The 23,489-nt window shown below is 39.7% G+C and carries 26 protein-coding genes; 13 read left to right on the forward strand and 13 right to left on the reverse strand.

What is annotated here, in order from left to right; genetic code table 11:
• The first annotated feature begins 148 nt into the window (after nucleotides 1-148).
• The 6 genes from DTA23_RS09955 (at nucleotide 149) to DTA23_RS09980 (ending at nucleotide 5,866) form a co-directional block, all read left to right on the forward strand.
• Nucleotides 149-385 carry a hypothetical protein gene (locus tag DTA23_RS09955; protein ID WP_070566443.1) on the forward strand — a complete coding sequence of 79 codons (237 nt, stop codon included), beginning with the start codon at nucleotides 149-151 and terminating at the stop codon, nucleotides 383-385.
• Between the two features lie 233 nt (nucleotides 386-618).
• A complete protein-coding gene (locus DTA23_RS09960; RefSeq protein ID WP_112374592.1) occupies nucleotides 619-1,620 on the forward strand; it encodes an L-histidine N(alpha)-methyltransferase in 1,002 nt (333 codons plus the stop codon).
• Between the two features lie 12 nt (nucleotides 1,621-1,632).
• Nucleotides 1,633-2,826 (forward strand): ergothioneine biosynthesis protein EgtB, encoded by a 1,194-nt coding sequence (gene egtB, locus DTA23_RS09965; RefSeq protein WP_172462371.1) that lies wholly within the window; start codon nucleotides 1,633-1,635, stop codon nucleotides 2,824-2,826.
• A gap of 1 nt (nucleotide 2,827) precedes the next feature.
• Nucleotides 2,828-3,748: an ABC transporter ATP-binding protein gene (locus DTA23_RS09970; RefSeq protein WP_070566447.1), complete on the forward strand. Its 921-nt coding sequence runs from the start codon at nucleotides 2,828-2,830 to the stop codon at nucleotides 3,746-3,748.
• Complete coding sequence (locus DTA23_RS09975; protein WP_112374593.1) at nucleotides 3,745-5,310, forward strand: ABC transporter permease/substrate-binding protein; 1,566 nt, start codon at nucleotides 3,745-3,747, stop codon at nucleotides 5,308-5,310. The genes DTA23_RS09970 and DTA23_RS09975 overlap by 4 nt, the downstream gene beginning before the upstream one ends.
• Before the next feature lie 283 nt (nucleotides 5,311-5,593).
• Nucleotides 5,594-5,866, forward strand: coding sequence for a hypothetical protein (locus tag DTA23_RS09980; protein WP_088161273.1), 273 nt, complete (start codon nucleotides 5,594-5,596; stop codon nucleotides 5,864-5,866).
• A gap of 67 nt (nucleotides 5,867-5,933) precedes the next feature.
• Here the strand turns inward: DTA23_RS09980 and DTA23_RS09985 are convergent, their stop codons facing one another.
• The 3 genes from DTA23_RS09985 to DTA23_RS09995 form a co-directional block, all read right to left on the reverse strand.
• Nucleotides 5,934-6,542 carry a hypothetical protein gene (locus DTA23_RS09985; protein ID WP_146753054.1) on the reverse strand — a complete coding sequence of 203 codons (609 nt, stop codon included), beginning with the start codon at nucleotides 6,540-6,542 and terminating at the stop codon, nucleotides 5,934-5,936.
• 84 nt (nucleotides 6,543-6,626) lie between these two features.
• Nucleotides 6,627-7,400 (reverse strand): Fpg/Nei family DNA glycosylase, encoded by a 774-nt coding sequence (locus DTA23_RS09990; RefSeq protein WP_112374595.1) that lies wholly within the window; start codon nucleotides 7,398-7,400, stop codon nucleotides 6,627-6,629.
• Nucleotides 7,401-7,430: 30 nt separating this feature from the next.
• On the reverse strand, nucleotides 7,431-7,616 hold the full coding sequence (locus tag DTA23_RS09995) for a DUF2188 domain-containing protein (RefSeq protein ID WP_070568431.1): 186 nt from the start codon (nucleotides 7,614-7,616) through the stop codon (nucleotides 7,431-7,433).
• Nucleotides 7,617-7,628: 12 nt separating this feature from the next.
• On the opposite strand from DTA23_RS09995, the gene DTA23_RS10000 reads away from it, so the two are divergent.
• From DTA23_RS10000 to DTA23_RS10010, 3 genes are all read left to right on the forward strand, one after another.
• The gene (locus DTA23_RS10000; protein ID WP_204991198.1) at nucleotides 7,629-7,892 is read left to right on the forward strand and encodes a DUF3606 domain-containing protein; all 264 of its coding nucleotides are present in this window, start codon (nucleotides 7,629-7,631) and stop codon (nucleotides 7,890-7,892) included.
• Between the two features lie 4 nt (nucleotides 7,893-7,896).
• A complete protein-coding gene (locus tag DTA23_RS10005; protein WP_112374596.1) occupies nucleotides 7,897-8,154 on the forward strand; it encodes a hypothetical protein in 258 nt (85 codons plus the stop codon).
• 119 nt (nucleotides 8,155-8,273) lie between these two features.
• Nucleotides 8,274-8,720: a hypothetical protein gene (locus DTA23_RS10010; protein ID WP_112374597.1), complete on the forward strand. Its 447-nt coding sequence runs from the start codon at nucleotides 8,274-8,276 to the stop codon at nucleotides 8,718-8,720.
• 26 nt (nucleotides 8,721-8,746) lie between these two features.
• Here DTA23_RS10010 and DTA23_RS10015 read toward each other — a convergent pair whose 3' ends face one another.
• On the reverse strand, nucleotides 8,747-9,139 hold the full coding sequence (locus DTA23_RS10015; protein WP_139145061.1) for a hypothetical protein: 393 nt from the start codon (nucleotides 9,137-9,139) through the stop codon (nucleotides 8,747-8,749).
• Nucleotides 9,140-9,851: 712 nt separating this feature from the next.
• On the opposite strand from DTA23_RS10015, the gene DTA23_RS10020 reads away from it, so the two are divergent.
• Nucleotides 9,852-10,199: a hypothetical protein gene (locus tag DTA23_RS10020; protein WP_146753055.1), complete on the forward strand. Its 348-nt coding sequence runs from the start codon at nucleotides 9,852-9,854 to the stop codon at nucleotides 10,197-10,199.
• A gap of 5 nt (nucleotides 10,200-10,204) precedes the next feature.
• Here DTA23_RS10020 and DTA23_RS10025 read toward each other — a convergent pair whose 3' ends face one another.
• Nucleotides 10,205-11,158 carry a helix-turn-helix domain-containing protein gene (locus DTA23_RS10025; protein WP_075992241.1) on the reverse strand — a complete coding sequence of 318 codons (954 nt, stop codon included), beginning with the start codon at nucleotides 11,156-11,158 and terminating at the stop codon, nucleotides 10,205-10,207.
• 83 nt (nucleotides 11,159-11,241) lie between these two features.
• On the opposite strand from DTA23_RS10025, the gene DTA23_RS10030 reads away from it, so the two are divergent.
• The gene (locus DTA23_RS10030; protein WP_172462372.1) at nucleotides 11,242-12,408 is read left to right on the forward strand and encodes an FAD-dependent monooxygenase; all 1,167 of its coding nucleotides are present in this window, start codon (nucleotides 11,242-11,244) and stop codon (nucleotides 12,406-12,408) included.
• On the forward strand, nucleotides 12,408-12,803 hold the full coding sequence (locus DTA23_RS10035) for a hypothetical protein (RefSeq protein WP_112374600.1): 396 nt from the start codon (nucleotides 12,408-12,410) through the stop codon (nucleotides 12,801-12,803). Before DTA23_RS10030 ends, DTA23_RS10035 begins: the two co-directional genes overlap by 1 nt.
• 284 nt (nucleotides 12,804-13,087) lie before the next feature.
• On the opposite strand, the gene DTA23_RS10040 is transcribed toward DTA23_RS10035, so the two are convergent.
• From DTA23_RS10040 to DTA23_RS10060, 6 genes are all read right to left on the reverse strand, one after another.
• Nucleotides 13,088-14,635 carry a PDDEXK-like endonuclease domain-containing protein gene (locus DTA23_RS10040; protein ID WP_146753056.1) on the reverse strand — a complete coding sequence of 516 codons (1,548 nt, stop codon included), beginning with the start codon at nucleotides 14,633-14,635 and terminating at the stop codon, nucleotides 13,088-13,090.
• A gap of 457 nt (nucleotides 14,636-15,092) precedes the next feature.
• Entirely contained in the window at nucleotides 15,093-15,371 is a 279-nt protein-coding gene (locus tag DTA23_RS10045) for a response regulator (protein WP_256603501.1), read from the reverse strand.
• Nucleotides 15,331-15,465, reverse strand: coding sequence for a hypothetical protein (locus DTA23_RS28895; RefSeq protein ID WP_256603515.1), 135 nt, complete (start codon nucleotides 15,463-15,465; stop codon nucleotides 15,331-15,333). The genes DTA23_RS10045 and DTA23_RS28895 overlap by 41 nt, the downstream gene beginning before the upstream one ends.
• A gap of 2 nt (nucleotides 15,466-15,467) precedes the next feature.
• A complete protein-coding gene (locus DTA23_RS10050) occupies nucleotides 15,468-15,839 on the reverse strand; it encodes a response regulator (RefSeq protein ID WP_112374602.1) in 372 nt (123 codons plus the stop codon).
• A gap of 7 nt (nucleotides 15,840-15,846) precedes the next feature.
• Nucleotides 15,847-19,431 (reverse strand): response regulator, encoded by a 3,585-nt coding sequence (locus DTA23_RS10055; protein WP_112374819.1) that lies wholly within the window; start codon nucleotides 19,429-19,431, stop codon nucleotides 15,847-15,849.
• 8 nt (nucleotides 19,432-19,439) lie between these two features.
• Nucleotides 19,440-20,909 (reverse strand): hybrid sensor histidine kinase/response regulator, encoded by a 1,470-nt coding sequence (locus DTA23_RS10060; RefSeq protein WP_112374603.1) that lies wholly within the window; start codon nucleotides 20,907-20,909, stop codon nucleotides 19,440-19,442.
• 331 nt (nucleotides 20,910-21,240) lie between these two features.
• Between DTA23_RS10060 and DTA23_RS28900 the strand changes: the two genes are divergently transcribed.
• Complete coding sequence (locus tag DTA23_RS28900) at nucleotides 21,241-21,366, forward strand: hypothetical protein (protein WP_256603312.1); 126 nt, start codon at nucleotides 21,241-21,243, stop codon at nucleotides 21,364-21,366.
• Nucleotides 21,367-21,504: 138 nt separating this feature from the next.
• On the opposite strand, the gene DTA23_RS10065 is transcribed toward DTA23_RS28900, so the two are convergent.
• Both DTA23_RS10065 and DTA23_RS27095 read right to left on the reverse strand, forming a co-directional pair.
• On the reverse strand, nucleotides 21,505-22,662 hold the full coding sequence (locus DTA23_RS10065) for a zinc-dependent alcohol dehydrogenase (protein WP_088161295.1): 1,158 nt from the start codon (nucleotides 22,660-22,662) through the stop codon (nucleotides 21,505-21,507).
• Nucleotides 22,663-23,124: 462 nt separating this feature from the next.
• Nucleotides 23,125-23,280 carry a hypothetical protein gene (locus DTA23_RS27095; RefSeq protein WP_159332907.1) on the reverse strand — a complete coding sequence of 52 codons (156 nt, stop codon included), beginning with the start codon at nucleotides 23,278-23,280 and terminating at the stop codon, nucleotides 23,125-23,127.
• Nucleotides 23,281-23,489 lie beyond the last annotated feature (209 nt).

Genomic DNA, 23,489 nt, shown 5'->3' on the forward strand with positions numbered 1-23,489 from the left:
GCTATGTACCAAATGGTTATTTTAGTCCTCCATTATCAATATTACGTATCATGTTAAGGTCGAGAATCAGAGTCTCGACCTTTTTTTGTTTAAATTTAAACCATTTCCTCTTGAAAATAGTTCAATAATAAACCAAAGTATATATATTATGGCACTTACAACAGGAAATGAAGACAAAGTAACAAGAGAGGTAGAAAACCAAACTTCTAAAATTCCATCGATTTTATTTTTAGCAGCTTCGCTGGCAGCGATGGGAATTTCAGCAGCATTAAAATGTTGCAAAACAAAAGACGACAATAATGCACTGTTTGTCGGCCAGTGGGCGGCGCCGTTTTTATTATTAGGTATTTACAACAAGATTGTTAAGACTGAAGGGCACGATTAGTATGTTTTATTGTGATGAGTGTTTTAGAGGCTGATCTTATGATCAGCCTTTTTTAAATAGTAGGATTTCCTCCGAATCGAGAAATTCAATCGTAAATCAGCATAACGTCGCCGCCTTAATCCAGGCTGGCCATTTGCTGTTTCGACCATTTTCACAGATTGGATTATTCCGAAACTATTCGCTCATTTTTCCTGTTATATTTCTGTAACAAAGACCGCAAATACCATAGAGTTATGAGTTTACAATTAAATAATGTTCTACCAGTAATTAGTGCTTCACCTGAGATCGAAAAGTATGAAGGGGTTTTTCACAAGGAAGTGGTAGAAGGTTTAAATACTTATCCGAAGAAATTATCTTCAAAGTATTTTTATGATCCCATTGGCGATCGACTTTTTCAGGATATCATGCATATGCCCGAATATTATCTGACCAACTGCGAGCTTGAAATATTTCGCACAAAAACTGCTGAGTTAGCAGATTTCATCACAACTGATGAATCCGATTTCGACCTGATAGAGCTGGGGGCAGGTGATGCCCTTAAATCAAGTCATCTGTTAACCCATCTCAGTGCACATCATAACACGTACTCCTACATGCCTATCGATATATCGGGCAATATTCTTGCGGTATTAGGCGAAAAATTACATCGTGACATTCCAACTTTAGACATCGTTCCGTTGGAGGGAGAGTACTTTGAAATGCTTGACCAGGCGATGAAAATTTCCGAACGGCGAAAAGTAGTTTTATTTTTAGGTGGTAATATCGGCAATATGGATATGGACGAAGCCCACTTTTTTTGTGCCGAAATCCGCCGTAAACTAAGCCCCGGTGATATTATTATAATCGGTTTTGATCTCAAAAAAAATCCACACACCGTTCTTTCTGCCTATAACGATAAAACCGGAATCACGTCGGCCTTCAACATCAATTTACTGAATCGCATCAACCGGGAACTTGAAGCTGATTTTGATACCCAATATTTTCAGCATTATCAATCCTACGATCCAATCTCCGGAGCCTGCCGCAGTTTCTTGGTCAGTCTAACCAATCAACATGTCCATATCAAAGGCGAGTCTATTTTTTTTAAGGAAAATGAATTAATTGACATGGAAATTTCTCAGAAATATGCTCCTGAGGAAATACAGCGAATGGCTTCTATAGCAGGATTTCAGCTGATCGCAAATATTGAAGACAGCAAAGGATGGTTTGTTGATTCGGTATGGAGGGTGTCCTAATAAGTTTTATTTATGAAAAATATACAAAATGCGCTTATCGAAATGTCCGAAAAGCAAAAATGGATCGATAGCTATCTTGCTATACGGGCTTATTCCGAAGAAATTTGCCAACCATTGGAAACTGAGGATTATGTTGTTCAGCCCATAGGAGAGGTTAGTCCTCCGAAATGGCATCTTGGACATACCACCTGGTTTTTCGAAACATTTATTTTACTTCCGCATTTGCCAAACTATCAGCCATTCGACGCTGAATACAATTTTGTGTTCAATAGTTACTATGAAACAATAGGAGCTCGGGTGATTCGTACAGATCGAGGAAATCTGAGCAGACCTTCCGTTGCAGACATCTATAGATATCGCAAATGTGTGGACAAGTCCATGATTGAGTTTTTGGATGGTGGGTTTTTGACAAAAGATCTCCTTGACATCTTTGTGCTAGGATTAAATCACGAACAGCAACATCAAGAATTGCTGCTTACGGATATCAAATATATACTGGGGCACAATCCCCTTTTTCCTGCCTACGGCAGTACAAAAGCTCCTGTCAGTTATGCGGCTGCCGAATCAACGTATGTCCAATTTGGTGCTGGGATTTATGAAATCGGATATGAAGGTTCAGGTTTCTGTTTTGATAATGAGAAAGGAAGACATAAGGTCTATTTGAATGACTTTGAAATCGCGAGTGATTTGGTGACAAATAAGGAATACATTGCTTTCATGGAAGATGGTGGGTACGACGATTTCCGGTATTGGCATTCCGAAGGTTGGGACTGGGTAAAACAGCATCAGGCTCAGGCTCCCTTATATTGGCATTTGATGGATGGACAATGGATGAATTATACCTTAGCGGGGTTGATGGAAATAGACTTGGAAGATGCAGTTTGCCATGTCAACTTTTATGAAGCTTCCGCATTTGCAGCCTGGAGGGGAATGCGGCTTCCGACAGAGGCAGAGTGGGAGGTTGCGGCAGATCATCTCAATTGGGGACAGCGGTGGGAGTGGACCAATTCTGCATATCTTCCTTATCCCGGATTTAAAAAGGAGGCTGGCGCCGTGGGTGAATATAACGGAAAATTTATGGTTAACCAGATGGTCTTGCGTGGAGCCTCCATTGCAACACCTAAAGATCATAGCCGCAAAACGTACCGAAACTTTTTTCAGACGGCACTGCAGTGGCAATTTACAGGTATTAGACTCGCGAGATAATATGATAGATATCGTCTCCATTTCAAAATTCTTTAATGGAAAGGCCGCAGTCGATCAGATTTCCCTTCAGGCCAATCAAGGCGAAGTTCTTGTTCTGCTAGGAACCAGCGGTTGTGGAAAGACGACAACCCTAAAAATGATCAATAGGCTTATCGAACCCGATAAAGGCCAGATCTTTATTGCTGGCAAAGATATCAGAGAAAGAGGCATCCATGATTTACGTAGGCAAATTGGTTTTGTCATGCAGCATGCCGGCCTTTTTCCGCACTATACCGTTGCACGCAATATTGCTGTAGTTCCAGAATTGTTGAAATGGGAAAAAAAGAAAATAAGCATGCGTACTGCGGAGCTACTTCACAAATTAAACTTGGGCGAGGAGATCCAACAAGGTTATCCCCATGAACTGAGTGGAGGGCAACAACAGCGCGTAGGCATTGCTAGGGCACTGATCGCCGATTCACCTATTCTATTAATGGACGAGCCATTCGGAGCACTGGATAATATAACCAAAGCAGATATCCACGCAGAATTCAGATCCTTGGAGGAGATACGCAGTAAGACGATCATCCTCGTTACGCACGATGTGTCTGAGGCTTTCGAACTTGGACAGCGGATCTGCTTAATGGACAAGGGGAAAATCGTGCAGATCGGAACGCCAAAAGAACTGTTATATAGACCTGCAAATGAATTTGTAGCCAATTTCTTCGCCGAAAATCGCCTACTATTGGAGTATAAAGTGACTACCTTACAAGAACTACAAGGGATTACGGCGATAGATCCTTTTATCTCGCGTTATGGATTTACATTGAGCACAGATTTATGGCATGCCACCCAGGTTCTGAGTATGCATACAGATACGGCGCAAGCCTATGAAACGCTAGTGGGCGCATTTAACAACTATCGAAAACAACAAGTGGTATGACGGCGCAAAGTTTTTGGCAATTTATTCTCGAACAACAGGACAAGCTATTGACCCAGATTGGCCAACATCTCGGGCTTACATTTTTATCTTTGGTATTTGCCATTCTTATCGGAGTGCCTCTAGGGGTACTGATCTCGAGAAAGAGAAAATTTGCTGCTATTATTTTAGGTTTCGCAGGTGTTTTGCAAACTGTACCGAGTATTGCATTGTTGGGTTTTCTTATTCCGGTTCTGGGTATCGGAGCCATTCCCGCCATTGTTGCACTATTTATCTACGCTCTCTTACCCATTATCCGGAATTCCTTTACCGGCATTACAGGAGTTGGTTCCAGTATCGTAGAGGCTGCGAAAGCGATGGGTATGACCGATTGGCAACTGCTCCTCAAAGTAGAACTTCCACTTGCCATGCCAGTGATTATCGCGGGCGTACGTACAGCGGCAGTGATCAATGTTGGCGTAGCAACCTTGGCATCATTTGTTGCCGCCGGGGGCTTGGGTGAATTTATTTTTGGCGGTATATCCCTTAACAACTCCAACATGATCTTGGCCGGCGCTATTCCTGCAGCATTATTAGCAATCCTCTTGGACAAAGGCATTGCACTAATCCAATATTCCCTAGTAAATATCAAAAGTCGACAAACCTATATTATATTGGGCATATTCACCGCAATGTGCTTTTTAAGTATGCTTTATATGGCTATGAGGTCCAATGACAGTCGCATCAAGGCAGGTTTCACACCAGAGTTTATGGGACGTCAGGACGGTGATCTGGGACTTCGCAGTATCTATGATCTTCAGGTCAACCCACTTGTTGTCAGCGATGCAATTATGTATAAAGCCGCTTATGAAAAAGATCTTGATCTCATTAGCGGATACTCCACCGATGGGCGGATCAAGGCATACGACCTGTTTGTGCTGGCAGATGACAAGAAGATTTTCCCACCTTATTTTGCTTCACCGATCATCAAGACGGCAACCCTTCAGAAATTCCCCAAGCTGGAAGAGACAATGAACCTGCTGGCAGATAAGTTCAATGATTCGGTCATGACGGAGCTCAATTATAAAGCAGATTTTTTGAAGCAGACGCCAGAACATATTGCAAAGGACTTTCTGCTGCACAACAATCTTTATAAGCCAACTGGTTCTGGGAGCGCCGGTACGATAAAGGTAGGTTCAAAAATTTTTGCAGAACAATATATTTTGGCTGCGATATACAAAATGCTGATCGAAGGCCATACCGATTATAAAGTAGATACAAAGACGGGGTTGGGTGGGACCAAAATATGTTTTGATGCTTTGATGAGCGATGCCATTGATTGCTATGTAGAGTACACGGGAACAGGCCTTTTGGTGTTGTTAAAACCAAATCAGCAGGTATTAGGAAGCGTATCCAAAAGTCCTTCCGATACCTATAATTATGTGAACAATGAGTTTCAGAGGCTGTACGGCATCAAGTGGTTAAAACCTTTGGGATTTAATAATGCTTATGCGCTAATGATGCGGCGGTCTCAGGCCAGAGAACTTCATATTGAAAGAATTAGTGATTTGAAAAAATATTACTAAAAGTGGTATAAAAACTAAATCAGAAAGTCAAAAAATGATGTTCCGAAGCATTTCTCCTGTATGATTACACCTCATAAAACTCATACAGGACAGTTTTAATAGTTATATATAAAAAGGAGTAACCACCACGAGTCTCTTGATTCGGGAATGGATCCGATGCAAGCGATCAGTCAGATTTAGTACTATTAGGATCTGCCGCTAAGCACAAAAAGTTAATGACTTTTGAACCATATGGGTTGTATTTCTGTTCCAAAGTAAAGACAACCGTATATAGCTTTCGAAGATGAAATTTGTCAAAGTAAATCGAGTCGTATTAACCGCGCTGCGAGCGATGGGGTATAATGTCCTAATTTCACCTGTCAATGTCCAGGATCCACAAAATATTACCTGGAAGGCGATATGGGTGGATGACGTAGATACCTGGATCAGGAGTTTGTATTGTGGGCATGGAAGTACGGCTCGTCCTAATATTCTGGACATTGATTATGTATTAGCCAATGTTCCCGAGTGCTATTTGTCGGGAAGTGTATTTATAGAAAGTGATAAGGTCCATTAGGCTATAAGTCCGCTTGGTTATTTGGCGTGAATATCTTCTGTTTAAAGATTATTGTGACTACATTTTTTTAAGAGATCCAGAGGTTAAAGAATCGTTGTATGATTACCCATTTACCATTCACTTTTTCAAGCAGAAATGCATCACCGTTTCCACATAAAGGGCCGCATATATAGTCAACCGGCACGTATGCTTTTTTGCGATTATACCCTATAATGGGAAGATGAAAGTAATAAATGCTTTGGTTGCGGTCCATCCTGTATTTATCGGCGTCATCAACAGTGTACGCTGCTTTGATCGCGTCTGGAATTGGGATGATTGCCTTCCTTTCGTTCATCTGATTAAGCATATCCAGCGAGTCTGTGAGCTGGTTATCCAATATTTTCATCAGCTTCTGTGGATCGACGTTGTAAAAAACATAACTCCTGTCATGCAATGATGAGATAGAATCTCTCATAAACTTGTTATGAATGAACGCCCTTCGTTCTCCTTCACGTTGCAGTTTGATACCAGCTGAATCGTCAGACAAAATTGTTTCTAAAATGGAAAAATAGTCTTGTTGCATTGAGCTGTCATTGTATATTTTGGACTTATTATTTTGTACCGGTGTCATTGTACTTTTACGCATTGTACAGGCCTGGAGAACTAAAAAAAAGAAGATAATATATAGATTATTCATATGCAATTAGTTGTTCCTATTTCCGTACCAGATCTGTGCCAAAAAACTTCACTGAGATAAGTAATTCTCCAGTCGTATCCCGTGCTATTCGAAAACTTTTTGTTGCTCTGTGTAATAAGTAGTTCTGCCGCTAATTTTGGTTTGCAATATTTCATGACCCTTACCATCAACCTTCGCTTTTTTGTTATGGACTTTCATGAAGTCCCTTATCTCACCGTTAATGATTTCAGGATGCTCTTTTAAAATCTGCTGTTCGGCATTTTCCAGTACTTCCTTAATTGCTTTGGCAAGATGTTGTACCTGCTTTTCGGGTATTTTGTTTGAAATTGAAAGTGGTGATATCCCTGCTTCGTAAAGGATTTCGTCAGCGTAGGCATTTCCAATACCACCAATGACATTTTGGTCCATCAGGAGAGTTTTAATTTTGGCCTTGCTCGATTGCAATAGTTCGGAAAGTAATTTTGGGGTTAGCTTTTCAGAAAGTGCATCCATCACGTTTGTATGTTCAGGATTCAATTCTATATGTGCCATTTTCTGAAAGTCAGTAACGGATAGCGTTCCACCATCCTTAAACTTCATGGAAACTAATGCATACTTTGGGTTTTCGCCCTCCGAATATACCAGTTTGCCATGCAACATGAGATGGATCGACAAGATAGCATCTTTGCCAAAATCAAAAAAAAGTCTTTTACCTTCCCGATAAACTTTGATGAGTTTTTTGCCTTCAAGAGTTTGCAGATCATTCAGGCTGACTTTAGTTTTTTGTTTGTTGTGAATGGCAGCTTTTTCAAGCACTTTACCTTTAAGCATTTTTGTGAGATTTTTGCTGAAGGCCTGTAGGTCTGGTAATTCTGGCATAGTTGTCGATTTAATAATTTATGTGCTTCTTTACTTTCTATTTTCCTCTTTTACCTTTTTAAAATGCTCCCTCGCTTTTTTTAGGCCAGTTGCTATGGCAATTCCTTCTTCGGCGCCTTCCTCAAGCAAAGCATTAGCGATTTCAGTTGCTTTCTCCCGGATGTTGACCGGTTGATTTTTATATGATGGTGGATAATCTCCATTATACCAAGGCATAATTCCTCCTTTTTGTATTTAGAACAACATCAGAATAGTGATAGTTTTCAAACTCTATTGGTTGGCGGTTGTTCTATTCCAAAAACATTTATTATGACAGACAATAAAAATAAAAAAGATGCAAGGGATCGCAATCAGGTAGCTGGCGGTGAATCTTATGAGGTCGATTATTTGGCAAAAGAACTTGGCGTAACCCGGCAGCAAGTCGAAGAGGCCATCAAAAGCGTTGGCAATGGTCGTGAGGATGTTATTAATTATTTGAAAAATAAAAAATAAAAATATGGCAGCTATAGCAACATTCACTGGAATTCCGGTGACAAATAAAATAGGAGTAGAAAAATACTGTGATTTTGAGGTAGGACAGGAGGGGCAAAACGGACCATATGCCCGAATTACGATGGATGGCTGCCAGCTGATCCTAGATGAAGATTTTGGTTATATAGAGGGCGATCTTGCGGAAGAGTGGAGGGCACCCGCTATTGCCAAACTTCTTCTTTTACTGGAAGTGGACCGAAACCGAGATGGAACTTTGAGCTAGCTAATCTGTTCATTACTTTTCTCGAGTTTAATTATGATATTCAGATTAAAAGGACTCTACAATTTATTAGCGGGGATTTGGCCGGGTATTCTGGATCGTATTGATAGATAAAAATAAATATGACTGGTATTAAGAAATCCAAAAATGAGCTGTTAAAAGATGCACGATTGCAGGAGCTCGAAGGTAAAACCGAAGATGCCATCGAAAGCTACAACCAGGTTATAAGGAAAGCACCATTACAAGCAGGGGCATATAACAGATTAATGATTCTTTATCGAAAGCTCAAAGAATATAAGAAGGAGCTAGCCATTATTAAGCAAGCTATTGCTGCTTATGAGAAGGATTTTAAAGACGATCAACAGACATGGAAGAAAGCAAACAGTATGTCTGCACGCCTCAGTCTTAGTTTAGCTAAATCTATGGGGCTCCTCAACGATAAAGGCCTTCCTGTATATGAAGAATCTCAGATCATCAGCTGGAGAAAACGCATGGAAACCGTACAGAAAAAAATTAAGACACCAGCAAAGCCACAAAAAAAGAAACCGACAAAACGGTTAAAAAAGTAGCGTTAAACGCGCAAATAATCTCGAAATTATCTATTATCATCTTTTCTCCATTTTAGCTCTCCGTGTTGAATCATTCCGATGTATTTTTGTACTTGGTCGTCGGTCAGTAGGCTATTGTCCTCAATATGATAATCGAAATTCTTAGTATACTTGTCGTGCTGGATACTTCCTACATAAGCATTGTTCAGATAAATGTGCCAAAGACTGTATTTTTTCGCGCGTACCTCGACTACCTGGCGCACGCCATGGTGGTAAAATAGCTCCGGTACATCGCTATCGAATCGCAGGATCAGTGCATCGATACATGCTTCCTTTATATCATCTGCAAGTTCTCCAAACGCAAGTTCCCAAACTCCCTGAGACTTCCTGAAAACGTAAAAAGCAAGCCCATTTTTGTTGTAAAGATGATAGTCTTTCATGCCCATGCTTTTATCATGCACAGTCATTTGGACATACATAACGCGATTTCGGCAAAAGACTTCAAGAGGTTTCATGGATCAAAAATACTAATTTATTTAGTAAAAATTAAGTAATCAAATTGTGGTAATTGTATCTTTCAGTGTCACTACACTTCTTTGTACTTTATTTTTGTGATCTTTTTTTACAATTATAAATACTGCTAACAGAGGGATCTTCCTGCCTTGATACTGCTGATCTGCATAAACCGTATATATCATGGTTCTAAATATTTAAGAAAGAACAAGAGCTGTGGCATATAGGTTTATCTATTGGTAAATATTGGTCAACGAGCAACTTCAAAGGGCTAGCGTATGTACACGAAGATCAAAATAAAAGGTGGAACCCTCCTTTTAGCCCACAAATTCCGATATACATCAGTATGCCTTTGTTCTTGCCGGATTTTGGCGAAGAAATAGTCGCTAAAATATTTTATGCAGACAATGGATTCGATTCTGCCTTTTACAATGATATGGCTTGGAAGGGATTAACAGGTCCTAAAGCTTTTATGAAGCTCTCGGACACGAAAATAAAAGTATAATAGATCGTATTAAAGCTGAACAGTATAAAGTAGAAAACAATGATACAGTTCAACACGGTCAACCTGCGGGATGTTAAAAATGTAATCTTATCTTTATTGTTTATAAAAGTAATTTTTTTATCGAATCGATTTTAATGAACAGATTTTTTACAGTTTTATTATCTATAATTTTTATAACTATTGGTTGTTCTCGGAGAATGTATAGTGAAGATCCTATCAGAAGAGTGCAACGATATAACAGCGGTGGATTTGAAGTGGAAGCTTACACAGATGAGAATGAAAGTAACATGTATGAAAACCTAATTGTATCGGGGGTAATTAGATTGGGGGACACTAATGAAAAAGCAAGCAATACATCTGTGAATTTTAAATCTGAAAAAGGGAAACTAATTGGAAGTACCGTTACCGACTCAGATGGCATATTTAAAATGGAGCTCTCAACCTCTGATTTTTCCGGTAAAGTAGAATTTGCAAAGGGATAAGGTATTTACATTCTATTTTTATCCTGCCACTTCTTTGGTTTTAATCCAAAGTGTTTTTCAAACAACCTTCCGAAATAACTCAGGTTGCTAAATCCTACTTGATAGCCAACTTCTGAAACTGAAAGATTTTCCTGCTGTAATAGTCTTGCTGCTTTTTGCATACGAAGATGATTGTAATATTCGTACATTCCTTTTCCAAAAACTTGTGTAAAAATCCTTCTTAGTTTTAGCTCATTCATTCCACCTATTTTTACCAGTTCATCTTTAGATAGGGATTTTTCCAGATTTGATGCTATCGTATTCCGAACCAAATAAACCGCATCAATTTCAGCGTTGTTAAGATGGAAATAATCTGTTTTTTTCCTTTTTAATAAATTGCTGAAAAGCAGATAAATAAGTTCAAGTGCTTTTAACCGATAAAAAGCTTGCGGTAAAATGTTTTCTATTGAAAGGTCAGCTAATTGAGCAATTAAATCAGTCATTTCAGGTGACAAAAATTCTTCTATCCAAAAGGTTTTTTCTATATCAAAAAGATAAGACAATTTATCTGCATCATTTCCTACAAAATGTTTCAGGTATTCCAGCTCAACTAAAATGCTGATTTGCTGTACGTGGACATCTTTAGGAAATAACACTTCACTTTCCAAATGTGAAGGTATAATACGAACATGAGGCTGATTGTTCAAAGATCTTTTACTAATGGCATTTGCCGATTTTTTGTTAATAAGAATATTTTGAAACGAAATGAGTAGTCCTTTTTCTATTGTCCTGATTGGTTTTCTTTTATAAGCAAAAGTCTTGCTGGCAATTAAAGAGCGAACCATTATTAACATCTCGGGCATCAAGTCCACAATGTTCAATTCGTTGAAATTCAAAAATTTTATCTCATTTTCAATAGAAGATAAGGAGATGCCAAGTTTTTCAGCAAGTTTTCTCATTTTACGCTTTTCATCAAACATAATTTTTTGGACTATTATTAGTTTAATTTGGGCTATTTTATCTGTAAATATAGAAAGATATTTGCTGTATAAAAATGAAAAAAATGAAAAAAAATATTATTATTTCAGGAGGTGGCATCGCTGGATTGACTGTTGCAAAACTGTTGAGCAAACAAGGGCATAAGGTGACTGTTTTGGAAAGAGCGGCATCATTCAGTAAATCCGGATTTCTTATTTCGCTTAAGAGTTTTGGCGTTCGTATTATTGAAGAATTAGGATTAGCAGAACAATTACAACAAGCATCGTCACCCTCTGAATTTGTAAATTTCAGGGAGTCAGACGATTCAATTATACAAAGTCTTAGCTATGAGAAAATGAACGAGAATATTGAACGTTCCGTACTGATAACGCGAGGCGGATTGCATCACGTTTTATACAACGACGTAAAAAATGAAGTGAGTATTCATTTCTCATCTTCTGTTGAAAACGTAATGCATGATGAAGACAAAGTTCAAATATTACTCAACAACGGAACCGTGTTGGAGGCCGATCTCCTTATCGTTTCAGAAGGGTTACGCTCTACAACAAGACAAAATTATTTTCCGGAAAGTACGCTAGCGGATTTTAAATTTGTTTATATGGGTGGACGATTGAGAGAGCATCATTCTTATGAGGTTGGCAAATTCAATATCTATATTGATGTGAATAAGATGCTGTCTATTTATCCAATTGCTTCCGATGAAATAGCCATTCAGTGCTATTTACATGATACAGGAGATTTACCATCTGTTCAAAATAAAGCTAATGAAATACTCAAAACTTCTTTTGCCGGGTATAATGAAGATATACAGCATTTGTTAGGTCGCTTTGTGGATAACGGTCTAATGTTTATTGATAAAATGGGGATGATAAATTCATCCACTTTAGTAAATCGTAATGTGGTTTTATTGGGAGATGCGGGGTATTGTCCCACTGCGCTATCGGGAATGGGAGCATCTTTATCAATTTATGGAGCAAAGGCGCTAGCTCATTTTATTCATCAAAATCCGAATGATTTAAAAACGGCTTGTTGCAATTATGATACCATGATGCAGCCAATAATTCAGAAATTTCAGGCTAATGCAAAAAATAATTCAGCATCATTTATCCCTGATAGTAAAGAAAAATTAAACAGTTTTGTCCATTCATTCAGAGCCGCCTCTGAGGCTGATGTGCAAAAAATAATGATTGATCCAATTGTATTAACGGAAGACCAGTTAAATTTTAGATAATGAATTTTAGAAAGATATTTTCCGTCATAGTTGGATTCGGAACGATAGGATTAATGAGTTCTGTTTTTGCAAAAATGCAAGGCTTGCTGTTCACGTCATCTTTAGAAATATTTGCCAGTCAGGAAATCGCTGCCACCAATTTTTCCCAATTTATCATCAAACTTTTTTGTGTTTGGGTTAGTTGTGTGTTGAGTGGAATGGCTACTACGAGGATAGGGGGCAAGCCAAGAGAAAATCTTATAGTTGGTGGTTTAATAATACTGGTCTTGGGTTGGCTATGGTTGTCGACTAAAAATCCTATATGGTTTTGGGTATTGCTGATTTTAGGTATTTTACCCTGTGTATTTTTAGGATATCGAGTAACTTCTATTATATGTAAATTTCGTATCAAATGACCATGCGATTCTTAGTTGCAAATTGACTACCTGATTTTCTGGCGAAACTAGATTTAGTGCTGTAGGAGTAATGCCATCAAAAGTGATAATTAATATGCATCTTTTAAGTTATCAAGCCTGAACGTGAGATCAGACTTCGTCATTTGGTGTGAATAGCTCCCTTTTAAAGGTTATTGTGGTTACGATTGTTGCCTCGATAACCTTTAATAGGAGTCGGAAACCAATGAGATAACATTATTTGTGCTGGTTACCTGCGAATTATCGGTTCTATCAATGGCGATTCGCTAATTATCACTTATATTGATTTTCGTTGCCACATGCACGTGGTTGTTCAAATTTGCTTCTTCTTCATCCTGTTGACGGATAAAATCAAGTAGTCGCTTCAATTCTCCATTGGCATCATCCCACCATTTAATGGACCATATCCTATGGAATATAAAACCATATCTTTCAAGTTGCTCCTGGCGGAAGCTGTCCCATGCGTAAGCTTCAGGACTGTTATGGTATTTTGCGCCATCACACTCTATTGCGATGAGTGGTTTGTGGCTTATTTTTGATTTTACAACAATATCAATCCTAAAACCGCCTACGGAATGCTGCTGTTCTAAACGGTCTGCACCGATATGCTGTGCAAGTTGTTCGAATACTTCATCTTCAAATGGAGACTCAGACCCTAAGCTAAATTCCGCTGGTTCATACAGTTTATCTGTACAATACTGACTCAACAGCTGTAGAATGCCCCTTCGCAATTCGTCATTCCCCTCACTTACCGCTTTCGCATAGGTAAAGTAAGCGTACAGAATTCCACGGCCTTTATTGCCCTTCTGTTGGATAAGATTTGGGTACTGACCAACATACTCCTGCGGGAAAGAGGTACATACATATACTTTTGACCGCGCTCGAGTAATGATTACATTCAACATGCGATGTCCTTTACCTTGTATAATCGGACCAAAGTTTTGACTAAACGAGCCGTCAGCTTTCCGTCCAAATGTCGTGGACAGAATGATAATATCCCGTTCGTCTCCCTGAATGTTTTCGAGATTTTTAACAAAGAATGAATCTCCTGCCTGCGCCATTAAGCTATCGAATACAGTATCGTTCTGGCGAACTGCACTCAGTTCCTCCAGGATCAAGTTACGTTGGTAGATATTGAATGTAGCAACACCCACGCTTGGAATACTATCTTTCGCATCCTTCATGATCTGTTGTAACAACTCGACCACTTTCAATGCCTCTTGCTTATTTACCTGTCCTTCATACAATCCATCAATCTGTAAGTATTCAATAGGAGTGTAGTGTTCTTTTGCCGGAACAGGCATCAATCTATTTCCGTAAAACGCATGATTGGAAAAGTCGATAAGATAAGGATGTTTCGAACGATAATGGACTTTTAAATACGATTCAACGAAGCCTTTATCTACAGCATAAGCGAGTAAAGATTCGCTATCTGCAAGATTAAGCTGAGCCGCTTGCAGTGCAGTCCGATCTGAAAATTCATCTTCGTGATCTTCTATCTCATCATCAATCGGGTCAAGTAGCGCTCCACTTCCTTCAAAGTAAGAGGAGGGAGCCATCTGATGCTTATCGCCGGAAACAATTTTAGCCTTTCCTCGGATCAGGGCCGCGTACGTATCTTCGAGACGCAACTGGCTGGCCTCATCAAATATGACCACATCAAAAATTCCTTCCTCCAGTGGTAGGATAGAACTGCAGACCGATGGATTGACCAACAATACCGGGAAAAAATCTGTAAATAGTTCAAATTCTCTGTTCACAATAGTGCGGAGTGAATTGCGGCGCATTCCCTTCGATCCCTTTTTGTTAAACAAGCTATTTATATTTTGTCCTCTAGCTTTGAACTGTCCTACAGCGTCAGCCTGTTTTTCCGTCCATAAGGCAATAATACTATTCAGCTGTGCATGGTTAAACTCCTGTTTATGCTGTTGATATTGCTGTAGTTGGTAGTCACTTTTTGGCAGTTCTTGTGGCTCATTTGTCGTGAGTACCCAATACAGATACCAGCATTCAAATGCTTCAGTCCAATGATCTTTAAGATGTATGCTGATTCTGGTAATAAGCCTTTGTTATATATAAAGTGAACCTTCTTGGGATCGGTTTCGTTAACTGATAAACTACGCAATATAGATCGTTTAATACTTGAAATCGCTGTGATAGCATAGTGTCTATACCAGGTAAAGCATTAGTGCAAATATCAAGTATGTCGTTAATCCCTAAAATAATAAAATTGGTGCCCCAGATTGATAAATTTTTGGGGAGTAAAAGATCTTAATAATTTAAATTTAGCATTTTATTGATCACCTTCTCCAGATCGACGATGTCGAATGGTTTTTCCAGGTAGTCATCAGCTCCTGCCAGTTTAGCCAAGCTTTCTATATCTTTGTTCGCGGAAAGATAAATTACCGGTATTCTCTTGAATTCCTGATGGTTTTTGAGTAACTGAGTCGCTTCAATTCCTCCAATGGAGGGTATCCAGTTATCCATTAAAATTAAGTCAGGCTTTGTCTCAGTAACCTTTTCTATCACGTCGTGGGAGGTAGAGGACACAGCTACTGAATATCCGAAGCTCTCCAATATCATAGAAATCATCTCCCAGCAATTGTTTGTCATCGTCAAACAATAATATTTTCTTCTTTTCCATTCTTAAAATTTTTCGATCAGCGGAATAAGTTCGTCGATATCTATAGGTTTAGAAATATAACCATCTGCGCCAGCACTTAGGCATTTTTCCCGGTCACCGGACATGGCCTGAGCAGTAACCGCAATTATGGTAACATCGTTAAATATTTCGCTGGATCCCTTGATCCTGGCAATGCCTTCATATCCATCTATTTCAGGCATCATCATATCCATCAGCACGATATTGATATTTTTATGCTGATGGAGTATTTCAAGCCCTTCTGCTAAGGAAGCACTGCTTAGTACAGCATAACCTTTTGACTTAAGAACAAATTTTAGGGCAAAAATATTATAAGGTTCATCATCGATGATCAGAATCAATTTTTTATTGTCCATATTTTAATCAGTTGTATAACCATACACGTAATAATGAAAGCAATTGATCGGTGTCCACGGGCTTTGAAATATAATCAGAGGCCCCGGCTATGATACACCTTTCCCTGTCACCGATCATGTTTTTTGCTGTTATGGCAATTATCGGTATTTCACTATAATGGGGATTTTGACGAATCATTTTAATCGTTTCATACCCATCCATTTCGGGCATCACCATATCCATAAGAATAGCAGAAATATCATCGTGTTCTTCAATTTTGTCTAGACCTTCCTTTCCGTCCATTGCAGAAACAACATTAATCTGATACCTTTCAAGCGCTTGAGAGAGATAATAAATAGTGCGTATATCGTCATCGACGATAAGAACTTTTTTATTTTGCAGTACTTCTCTGATGGTTCCTAAAGACGATTTTTTTGACCATTCTTCACCAGGATGGTTTCCTACTAAATGCAAAAACAGTCCAACTTCGTCCAGTATTCGCTGGTAGGAATTTGCCGTTTTGATGACAATCGAATCGGCATATTGCTTCAATTTTAGCTCTTCAGATTTCGAAAGATTCTTCCCTGTGAATACAATGATAGGTATATTTTCTAAACCGGGTTTTTGTCGTATCGAGTCTAATGTGTCATATCCCATATTGCCCGGAACGCCCATGTCCAGTATAACGCAATCTGCTTTATCAGAATAGAGACTGTCGACACTTTCTGTAACGGTAGTCTTTATTTCAGAAATGATATCATAGCTTTCCAAAAAGTTAGCAAGTGCTGCTGCATGTTTTGAATTTTCCTCTACAATAAGCACCTTTTTCGGATTCCGGGCAAGTGCTTCCTCAATTTTTATAAACATCTGCGCCATTTGTTCCAGCGCAATAGGTTTATCCATAAAATCGATAGCCCCTTGGAGCAGACTTTCCCGTTTAACTTCAAAAGATGACATAACATGGACTGGAATCGGACGTGTAATTGGATTGTTTTTAATCTCTGCCATAACCTGCCACCCATCTTTTACAGGTAATTGAATATCCAATAAAATCGCCGTAGGCTTATACCTTATCGCTGCATCAGCTGCCTGGTCTCCACGCACGATGACTACCCCTTTATACTTTTGCTGCCGGGTATACCTAAGCAGCGCTTTAGCAAAATTAACATCATCTTCCACGATCAATATCACTTTATCGTCCTCTTTTATATCATTCCGGTCATCATCAACATCCGGCGGGATAATGTCAACGGTATGCGGACTACTGGACATTATGATGTCCTGTGTTTTTTCGATGTTTTCCGCAATGGACTGTATAAGCTCTCCCGTTGTCGTAACAGTATTTTCTTCCAGATTTTCGGGAATTAAAAGGGTAAAGGTACTTCCTTTTTTTTCCTGGCTACTTAAACGGATCTCTCCGCCCAACAGACGCGAGAGTTCACGGCTGATCGAAAGCCCAAGACCTGTCCCGCCAAATTTACGGCGTGTGGATCCGTCAGCCTGCTGAAAAGCTTCAAATATGACGTCCTGTTTGTCCGGTGCAATTCCTATACCGGTGTCAGTTACGGCAAAAGCAATCTGTCCATCTTGTGCCTCGCTTGGGAAGACGGAAAGTGTGACTTGTCCCTCTTTCGTAAACTTGATGGCATTCGATAATAGATTCCGTAGGATCTGGTCCAGTCGCTGGCGGTCAGTACGTATTGTCTTTGGCAGGTTGTCTGCCAATTTTATTGTAAATGAGAGTGCTTTTTCCCTTATAATCGGAGAAAATAGATTGTCCAGGTCTTTTGTCAGATCCGAAATTGCAACCTGCTGATAATCGAGTTCCATTTTACCGGACTCAATTTTTGAAAGATCGAGAATTTCGTCGATAAGGGTCAATAGGTTTTTTCCCGATAATTGGATCACCTCGGCCGATTCAATCTGTTCGGTTGTCAGGTTCTTTTCGGGATTATCCGACATTAGGCGTGATAGAAGCAAAATTGAATTGAGCGGTGTACGCAGCTCATGTGACATATTTGCCAAAAATTCTGACTTATATTTCGTGCTCCGCGCCAGTTCTTCCGCTTTTTTCTGAATTTCCTGATTTCGGTCTGCTATCAGTATATTTTTTTCTTCTAGCATTGCAGAGCGTTGCTCCAGTTCTTTATTGGCTTGCAGCAGTTCTTCCTGTTGTACGCGTAGTTCTTCTTCGGACGTCTGGAGTTTTTGGGTATGGATTTCAAGATTTGCATTGAGATTTTCCAGCTCGGCATGCTGTGCCTGAACTTCCTCTGTCTGCGATTGCGTTTCTTCAAGCAGCTGCTGTACTTTCAGCCGCGCCTGAGCTGCAACAATCGCTGCACCAATATGACGGCCCGCTTCTCTATAAAATGGCATCTGGGGTTCCTCGAATTTCCTGAAAGAACCAAGTTCAATAACACCAATGCAGGTGTGACCATCAAAAATTGGAAGTAATAAGATCGAATTCAGGGGTAAATATCCTGCAGTAAAACTGACCACATTTTTCGAAGGATATGGATTTTCTATGATCCGTACTTTGCCGTCCACAAACGCCTGACCGACAGCGCCTTCTCCGGGTGCGATAAATTGCCGCATCGAATCTTCATGGCCGTAGGCTCCTATCAGTGCTAGCTGTGTATGCTCAAGGATATAAAGGGAGCCGTTGGCACATTCCCCATAAGTGACTAAGATTTGCAATGCATCGGAAACTAGATCTTCTTTCACTTTGTTGCCGACTAAAACTTCGTTTAGCAAGGCGAGCCCGGTCTGGCGCCATTCATTGTCGCTAAGTTCATCGAAAGATTGTTTTAACGAATCTGCCATATTGTTTAGTGAACCGGCTAAACTTCCTAGTTCATCATGCTCCTGGTCATTGATTTTAACCGAATAGTTTCCGGCAGCAATCTGTCCCGCAATACGTTGTGTTGCGACGAGTCTTTGGGTGATCTCCCTATCTTTTTTCTTAAGGTCTTGTTCGAGCTGTACCCGTTTCGCCAGGTCCCTTCTAAGCCTTATATAAGAAAATATGGTAATGAACAGCGAAAAAATCGCAGCGATGATCACAAAAAGTGAAGTCAATGTTGATGCCGTATTGAGCCTTCCGGACCTACTGTCGAGCAATTTCTCCTCATTGTCCACAAGTCTGGCGAGAAGCGCACGGCATCTGTCCATATATTTCTTGCCCTCCTCCATGTCCGCTAAGGTCACCGTACCCCGGGCCTTTTTTATGTTAACCAGTCCGGCCAGTTTATTCAATCGGGACTCGACCAGCTGGCCGATGCTATCTATTATTTTTTGCTGCGGGAGATTGTCCGATACCAGGTCACGGGCGGTGGCAATTGACTGAGGGAGGGAGCGGGAACTGCTATAATAGGGTTCCAGAAAATGTTCTCTTCCGGTGAGCAGAAACCCCCGCTGTCCAGTCTCGGCATTTTGTAGGTCGATCAAAATTCTGTTCGAGCGTGCAATGACACGTCTACTGTGATCAACCATTTGACTATTATGAATCTGATTACGGATACTTAGATATGATGCTGTCGAACTGGTCAATAACAGGGCCAGTGAAAATCCAAAGCCGATCTGCAGATCTCTTAAAAAACGTTTTGGCATTGCCTGGTTCAATTTAAAGGTAAAGAAAAATAAAAAGTAGATCCTCCTGAGGGGGCACTGCGTACACCGATAGTTCCATTGTGCTGCTTAATTATTTCAGCGCAGATATAAAGACCAATCCCCAGACCCTGAAAGTTTACGGACGATTCTTCCACACGGTAAAACTTATCAAACACGTGTTTTTGCCTGTTTTCCGGGATACCTATACCGCAATCGGTGACAAATACACTAACTGAGTCAGATTCATATTGTATGTCTACTGTTATACAGGGCCTATTGACTGAATATTTTATCGCATTACTGAGAAAATTGATCAAGACTTGCTCTATACGCCTCTTATCAGCTTTTATCATGTGGTTGATAAGATTGGGATCGTAATGAAAATAAAAATCAACATCGGCATTCATCTGTCTCATTGAGGATATAGTCTCTTCAATCAGGTTTTCAATTACAAAATCCTCTTTTCTTAAATTTAGCTGGCCGCTATCAATTTTAGAAATATCGAGCAGGTCTTTTATCAGCTCCTGTAATTTATCTACATGTCCATCTAGGGTAAGGAGATGTTTTTGGATAGAAGAAATGTCGTTTAAGCCGATCAGACGCATCATAAATTGCACATAACCCTTAATACTGGTCAGAGGTGTCTTTAGTTCGTGGCTGGCAATGCTCAAGAATTCGTCTTTCTTTTTTTCCAATTGTTTTCTGTGGTCAATGTCCGTCAGGGTTCCCACCCAAATTGGGCCCGATTCCTGCTCGCGTATCGGTGCTATGCGAAGAAGAAAATATTTGTAATTTTCTGCGCTAAGCTCTTTGATGCGGACTTCTTTTTCATAAACCGTTCTGTGTGACACAGCGTCAGTCCATAGCATTTTGATCTCCTCGTCATCGGGATGTGTGGGTGGAAAAGATTCAGCGGACCGAGCAAATCGGTACCATTGGGAATTGACAAATTTTATGCCCCCATCAAAATTTGCAGTGAAAGCCAGCTGCGGTAAGGATTCGAGTGTCAGGTGGAGCTGGTCAACCTGTTTTTCAAGGGCACGCTGGGCTTTTTTGCGTTCTTCGATTTCAGATAGAAGCTGTTCCTGCATTTTATTGAGAGCGACTGTCTTTTCATGGAGATCATAGAAAGTTTTGACTTTCAGATTCAGGATATCCGGATCGACAGGTTTAGTGACGTAATCATGACCACCGGAAGCATATCCCTGCGTAATGAATTTTTTGTCCTTGCTGACTGCCGATAGGAATATTATCGGGATATTTTTTGTTTTATTGAGGCCACGTAGGGTTGCTGCAACTTCAAATCCATCCATATCCGGCATCTGGACATCCAGAATAATGAGTACGTAGTCGGTTTTCAGGGATTTTTTTAGCGCTTCCTCACCAGAGAGGGCAGTATCCACTAAAAAATTTTTTGATTCTAAGAGCTTCTTTAATGAAAATATGTTTTCTTCTTGGTCATCTACAATTAAAATCATGGTTTCTGCATTTATGTTTAACGGTAGTTTGAGATTGTATAAGTAAATGTTAAATATACACAGTTTATTTGTATCAACGAATTCAACTCTGTCCTAAAGGGAAAATTTTTGATAAATTATAAAAGCCGACAGCAAATATAGATTTAGCCGTTTATAAATTGGGGTAATATAGAAAATCGATACAAGTCTACCAAAACTAGCTTTGCGGTATTACTTAAAAATAAATGAACTATTGTAGCTTCAATAATGCATAGAAATAAACTCTAATTATCTGATATAGTATTTACTATCGTCTTAAAGCGTATGATTGATTTACAAAAAATATTTGCAGATGGGGTGGTCCCAGATCGAAAGTGCTGCAGTTAATTTTAAAGGGGGGATTACAGCTTACACGCTTGAAGAGAAAGTAGACCAAAGCACAGCAAAAATATGGATAAAATATTTTGGTAACTTTTGAAGGAATACTTGCGAAGCTATTTTAGCGATTTGCGAAAAGGCCTAGCAGCATTAACCGAACGATAAACCGCGAGGAAAAATCATTTAATGTTTACAGCAAGCCTGCTCGTTTTTCGTGATTTTTCCTCGCAAATTTATCTTAGGGTTTCAAAACTACTTTAACGCAATCGTCTTCTTTCTCATTGAAGATTTTATAGCCATGCTCCGCTTCAGTAAGCGGAATGGTGTGGGTGATAATATCATCGAGAACTACTTTATTTTCGCTGACGAGGTTCACAAGCTTGTCAATATAGTTAAGAACAGGGGCTTGACCCTGCTTAATGGTGATACCTTTATCAAAAATCCTGAATAGTGGGAAATTATCGTATGGTGAACCATATACGCCCATGATCGATACTGTTCCCATTCGTCTGACCGCTTCAAAGCACATTTCCAATACTTTTATCGACCCTTTTTCAAAATTTATCGTTGCTTTTACTTTATCCATAAAATTTCGTTCGGGCTCAAAGCCTACTGCATCTACGCACACGTCGGCTCCTCTTCCGTCAGTCATTTCACGAATTGCCTGAATAACATCTACTTTATGTGGGTTTAGGATTTCAACGTTATTGACTGCTTTCGCTTTCTCCAATCGATAGTCCAGTGGGTCTATAGCGATAACTCGACCAGCACCATTAAGCCATGCTGCTTTTTGAGCCATCAGGCCGACAGGACCCGAACCAAAGATTGCAACAGTTTCACCGCCTTTCAGATTTGCCCAATCAATCGCAGACCATCCGGTAGGAAAAATGTCTGTTAAAAACAAAGCCTGTTCATCAGTCAGGTGTTCGGGAATAATCCGAGGACTGATATCGGCATAAGGAACGCGTACATATTCAGCCTGACCGCCAGAATATCCTCCGTAAAGATCAGTATAGCCAAAGAGTGCACCACCTTTTTGATCCATCAAATCCCCGTTGGGACCATAGTGTTTAAAGTTTGAATTCTCGCAGGCAGGAGATGCTTCATGCGTACAGAAAAAACATTTTCCGCAAGCGATCGGAAAGGGGACTACTACACGGTCGCCTTTTTTTAGATTGGTGATTTCTGAGCCCACTTCCTCTACGATGCCCATAAATTCGTGTCCCATGATCAGGTTTTCCTTCTGCGGGACTGCACCGCTTAGAATATGTAGATCGGAGCCACATATTGCGGTCGCGGTTACTTTTAGAATGACGTCTCTTGGGTCAAGTATAGCTGGGTCAGGTACATTATCGACCCTGATATCGCCGGGCTTATGGAATACTGCTGCTTTCATAATTTATATTTTAGAATGTGTGTACATTTAACCAATTATTAATCTGTGTTTTAAAGGAACACATCCAAAACAATTTTGGTTCAAAAAATAATAGCACACAACTATTCACATCTCAATGAAGGGTATTTTTCTCAAAAGATAACGTATATGCAACATCAATATGTGTCAAACCATTAGGTGTTCGGTGATGTTCACGGTGAAAGAATAATTCATTAAATGAAGGTGATGAAGATTAAATAGAATAGGTTGTATGGCGGAGTGATATTATTTTTAAATTCACTAGAATCAATCTCTGTCGAAGAGTCTTCGAATTGCTCTATTGTTTTTTTGAGTTCTTTCCGCTCGCAACAATACTAAGGCTAATCAATAACAGCAATGATAAGGTAATTAGGTAAGGTCTTTTGCTTTAGCTCAAAGCCGCCGAAGCCCGTTAACATGTAACCAATTAACAAGGGAGGCTTTTTATTTTTCCCTTTTCTGCTTTACCAGCACGATCCAATCATCTTGTACGCTTTCTGTACCCACCAATAATCGCGCATCGTCTATTGACAATAAATCGTCCTCCCAAAGTGGAGTTGTGCAGGTTTGAGCGAGCAGTTGCTCCAGATTTCCTTTCATGGGCTTATAGGCATGCGCACCGCATTTCCGCCATAAGTAAGTGAAGTTTAAGCCAATCCTTTACTATAAATTATATCGCTGACAATGAATGTGATAAAAATTAAATCATTTCTCGCTGTTGATTGTTTGCTAATAATATTAGTAATTTTGAATGCGGCAATTACCAAAAATCAAAGGCGACAATACAGGGCCTTTGATACAATTGAAAA

The sequence above is a fragment of the Sphingobacterium multivorum genome (assembly GCF_900457465.1).
GTDB lineage: Bacteria > Bacteroidota > Bacteroidia > Sphingobacteriales > Sphingobacteriaceae > Sphingobacterium > Sphingobacterium multivorum.

Coding starts and splice junctions, on each gene's coding strand:
- DTA23_RS09995 (WP_070568431.1), bottom strand. CDS start 7,616: ATGCCTTGGTATAATGGAGATTATCCACCATCATATAAAAATCAACCG.
- DTA23_RS27095 (WP_159332907.1), bottom strand. CDS start 23,280: ATGAAAGGAAATCTGGAGCAACTGCTCGCTCAAACCTGCACAACTCCA.
- DTA23_RS10065 (WP_088161295.1), bottom strand. CDS start 22,662: ATGAAAGCAGCAGTATTCCATAAGCCCGGCGATATCAGGGTCGATAAT.
- DTA23_RS10025 (WP_075992241.1), bottom strand. CDS start 11,158: ATGTTTGATGAAAAGCGTAAAATGAGAAAACTTGCTGAAAAACTTGGC.
- DTA23_RS09985 (WP_146753054.1), bottom strand. CDS start 6,542: ATGAATAATCTATATATTATCTTCTTTTTTTTAGTTCTCCAGGCCTGT.
- DTA23_RS10035 (WP_112374600.1), top strand. CDS start 12,408: ATGAATTTTAGAAAGATATTTTCCGTCATAGTTGGATTCGGAACGATA.
- DTA23_RS28895 (WP_256603515.1), bottom strand. CDS start 15,465: ATGGAAAAGAAGAAAATATTATTGTTTGACGATGACAAACAATTGCTG.
- DTA23_RS28900 (WP_256603312.1), top strand. CDS start 21,241: ATGGGGTGGTCCCAGATCGAAAGTGCTGCAGTTAATTTTAAAGGGGGG.
- DTA23_RS10005 (WP_112374596.1), top strand. CDS start 7,897: ATGGCAGCTATAGCAACATTCACTGGAATTCCGGTGACAAATAAAATA.
- DTA23_RS10055 (WP_112374819.1), bottom strand. CDS start 19,431: ATGCCAAAACGTTTTTTAAGAGATCTGCAGATCGGCTTTGGATTTTCA.
- egtB (WP_172462371.1), top strand. CDS start 1,633: ATGAAAAATATACAAAATGCGCTTATCGAAATGTCCGAAAAGCAAAAA.
- DTA23_RS09990 (WP_112374595.1), bottom strand. CDS start 7,400: ATGCCAGAATTACCAGACCTACAGGCCTTCAGCAAAAATCTCACAAAA.
- DTA23_RS10030 (WP_172462372.1), top strand. CDS start 11,242: ATGAAAAAAAATATTATTATTTCAGGAGGTGGCATCGCTGGATTGACT.
- DTA23_RS10050 (WP_112374602.1), bottom strand. CDS start 15,839: ATGGACAATAAAAAATTGATTCTGATCATCGATGATGAACCTTATAAT.
- DTA23_RS09955 (WP_070566443.1), top strand. CDS start 149: ATGGCACTTACAACAGGAAATGAAGACAAAGTAACAAGAGAGGTAGAA.
- DTA23_RS10020 (WP_146753055.1), top strand. CDS start 9,852: ATGAACAGATTTTTTACAGTTTTATTATCTATAATTTTTATAACTATT.
- DTA23_RS09970 (WP_070566447.1), top strand. CDS start 2,828: ATGATAGATATCGTCTCCATTTCAAAATTCTTTAATGGAAAGGCCGCA.
- DTA23_RS09960 (WP_112374592.1), top strand. CDS start 619: ATGAGTTTACAATTAAATAATGTTCTACCAGTAATTAGTGCTTCACCT.
- DTA23_RS10015 (WP_139145061.1), bottom strand. CDS start 9,139: ATGAAAGACTATCATCTTTACAACAAAAATGGGCTTGCTTTTTACGTT.
- DTA23_RS09975 (WP_112374593.1), top strand. CDS start 3,745: ATGACGGCGCAAAGTTTTTGGCAATTTATTCTCGAACAACAGGACAAG.
- DTA23_RS10010 (WP_112374597.1), top strand. CDS start 8,274: ATGACTGGTATTAAGAAATCCAAAAATGAGCTGTTAAAAGATGCACGA.
- DTA23_RS10060 (WP_112374603.1), bottom strand. CDS start 20,909: ATGATTTTAATTGTAGATGACCAAGAAGAAAACATATTTTCATTAAAG.
- DTA23_RS09980 (WP_088161273.1), top strand. CDS start 5,594: ATGAAATTTGTCAAAGTAAATCGAGTCGTATTAACCGCGCTGCGAGCG.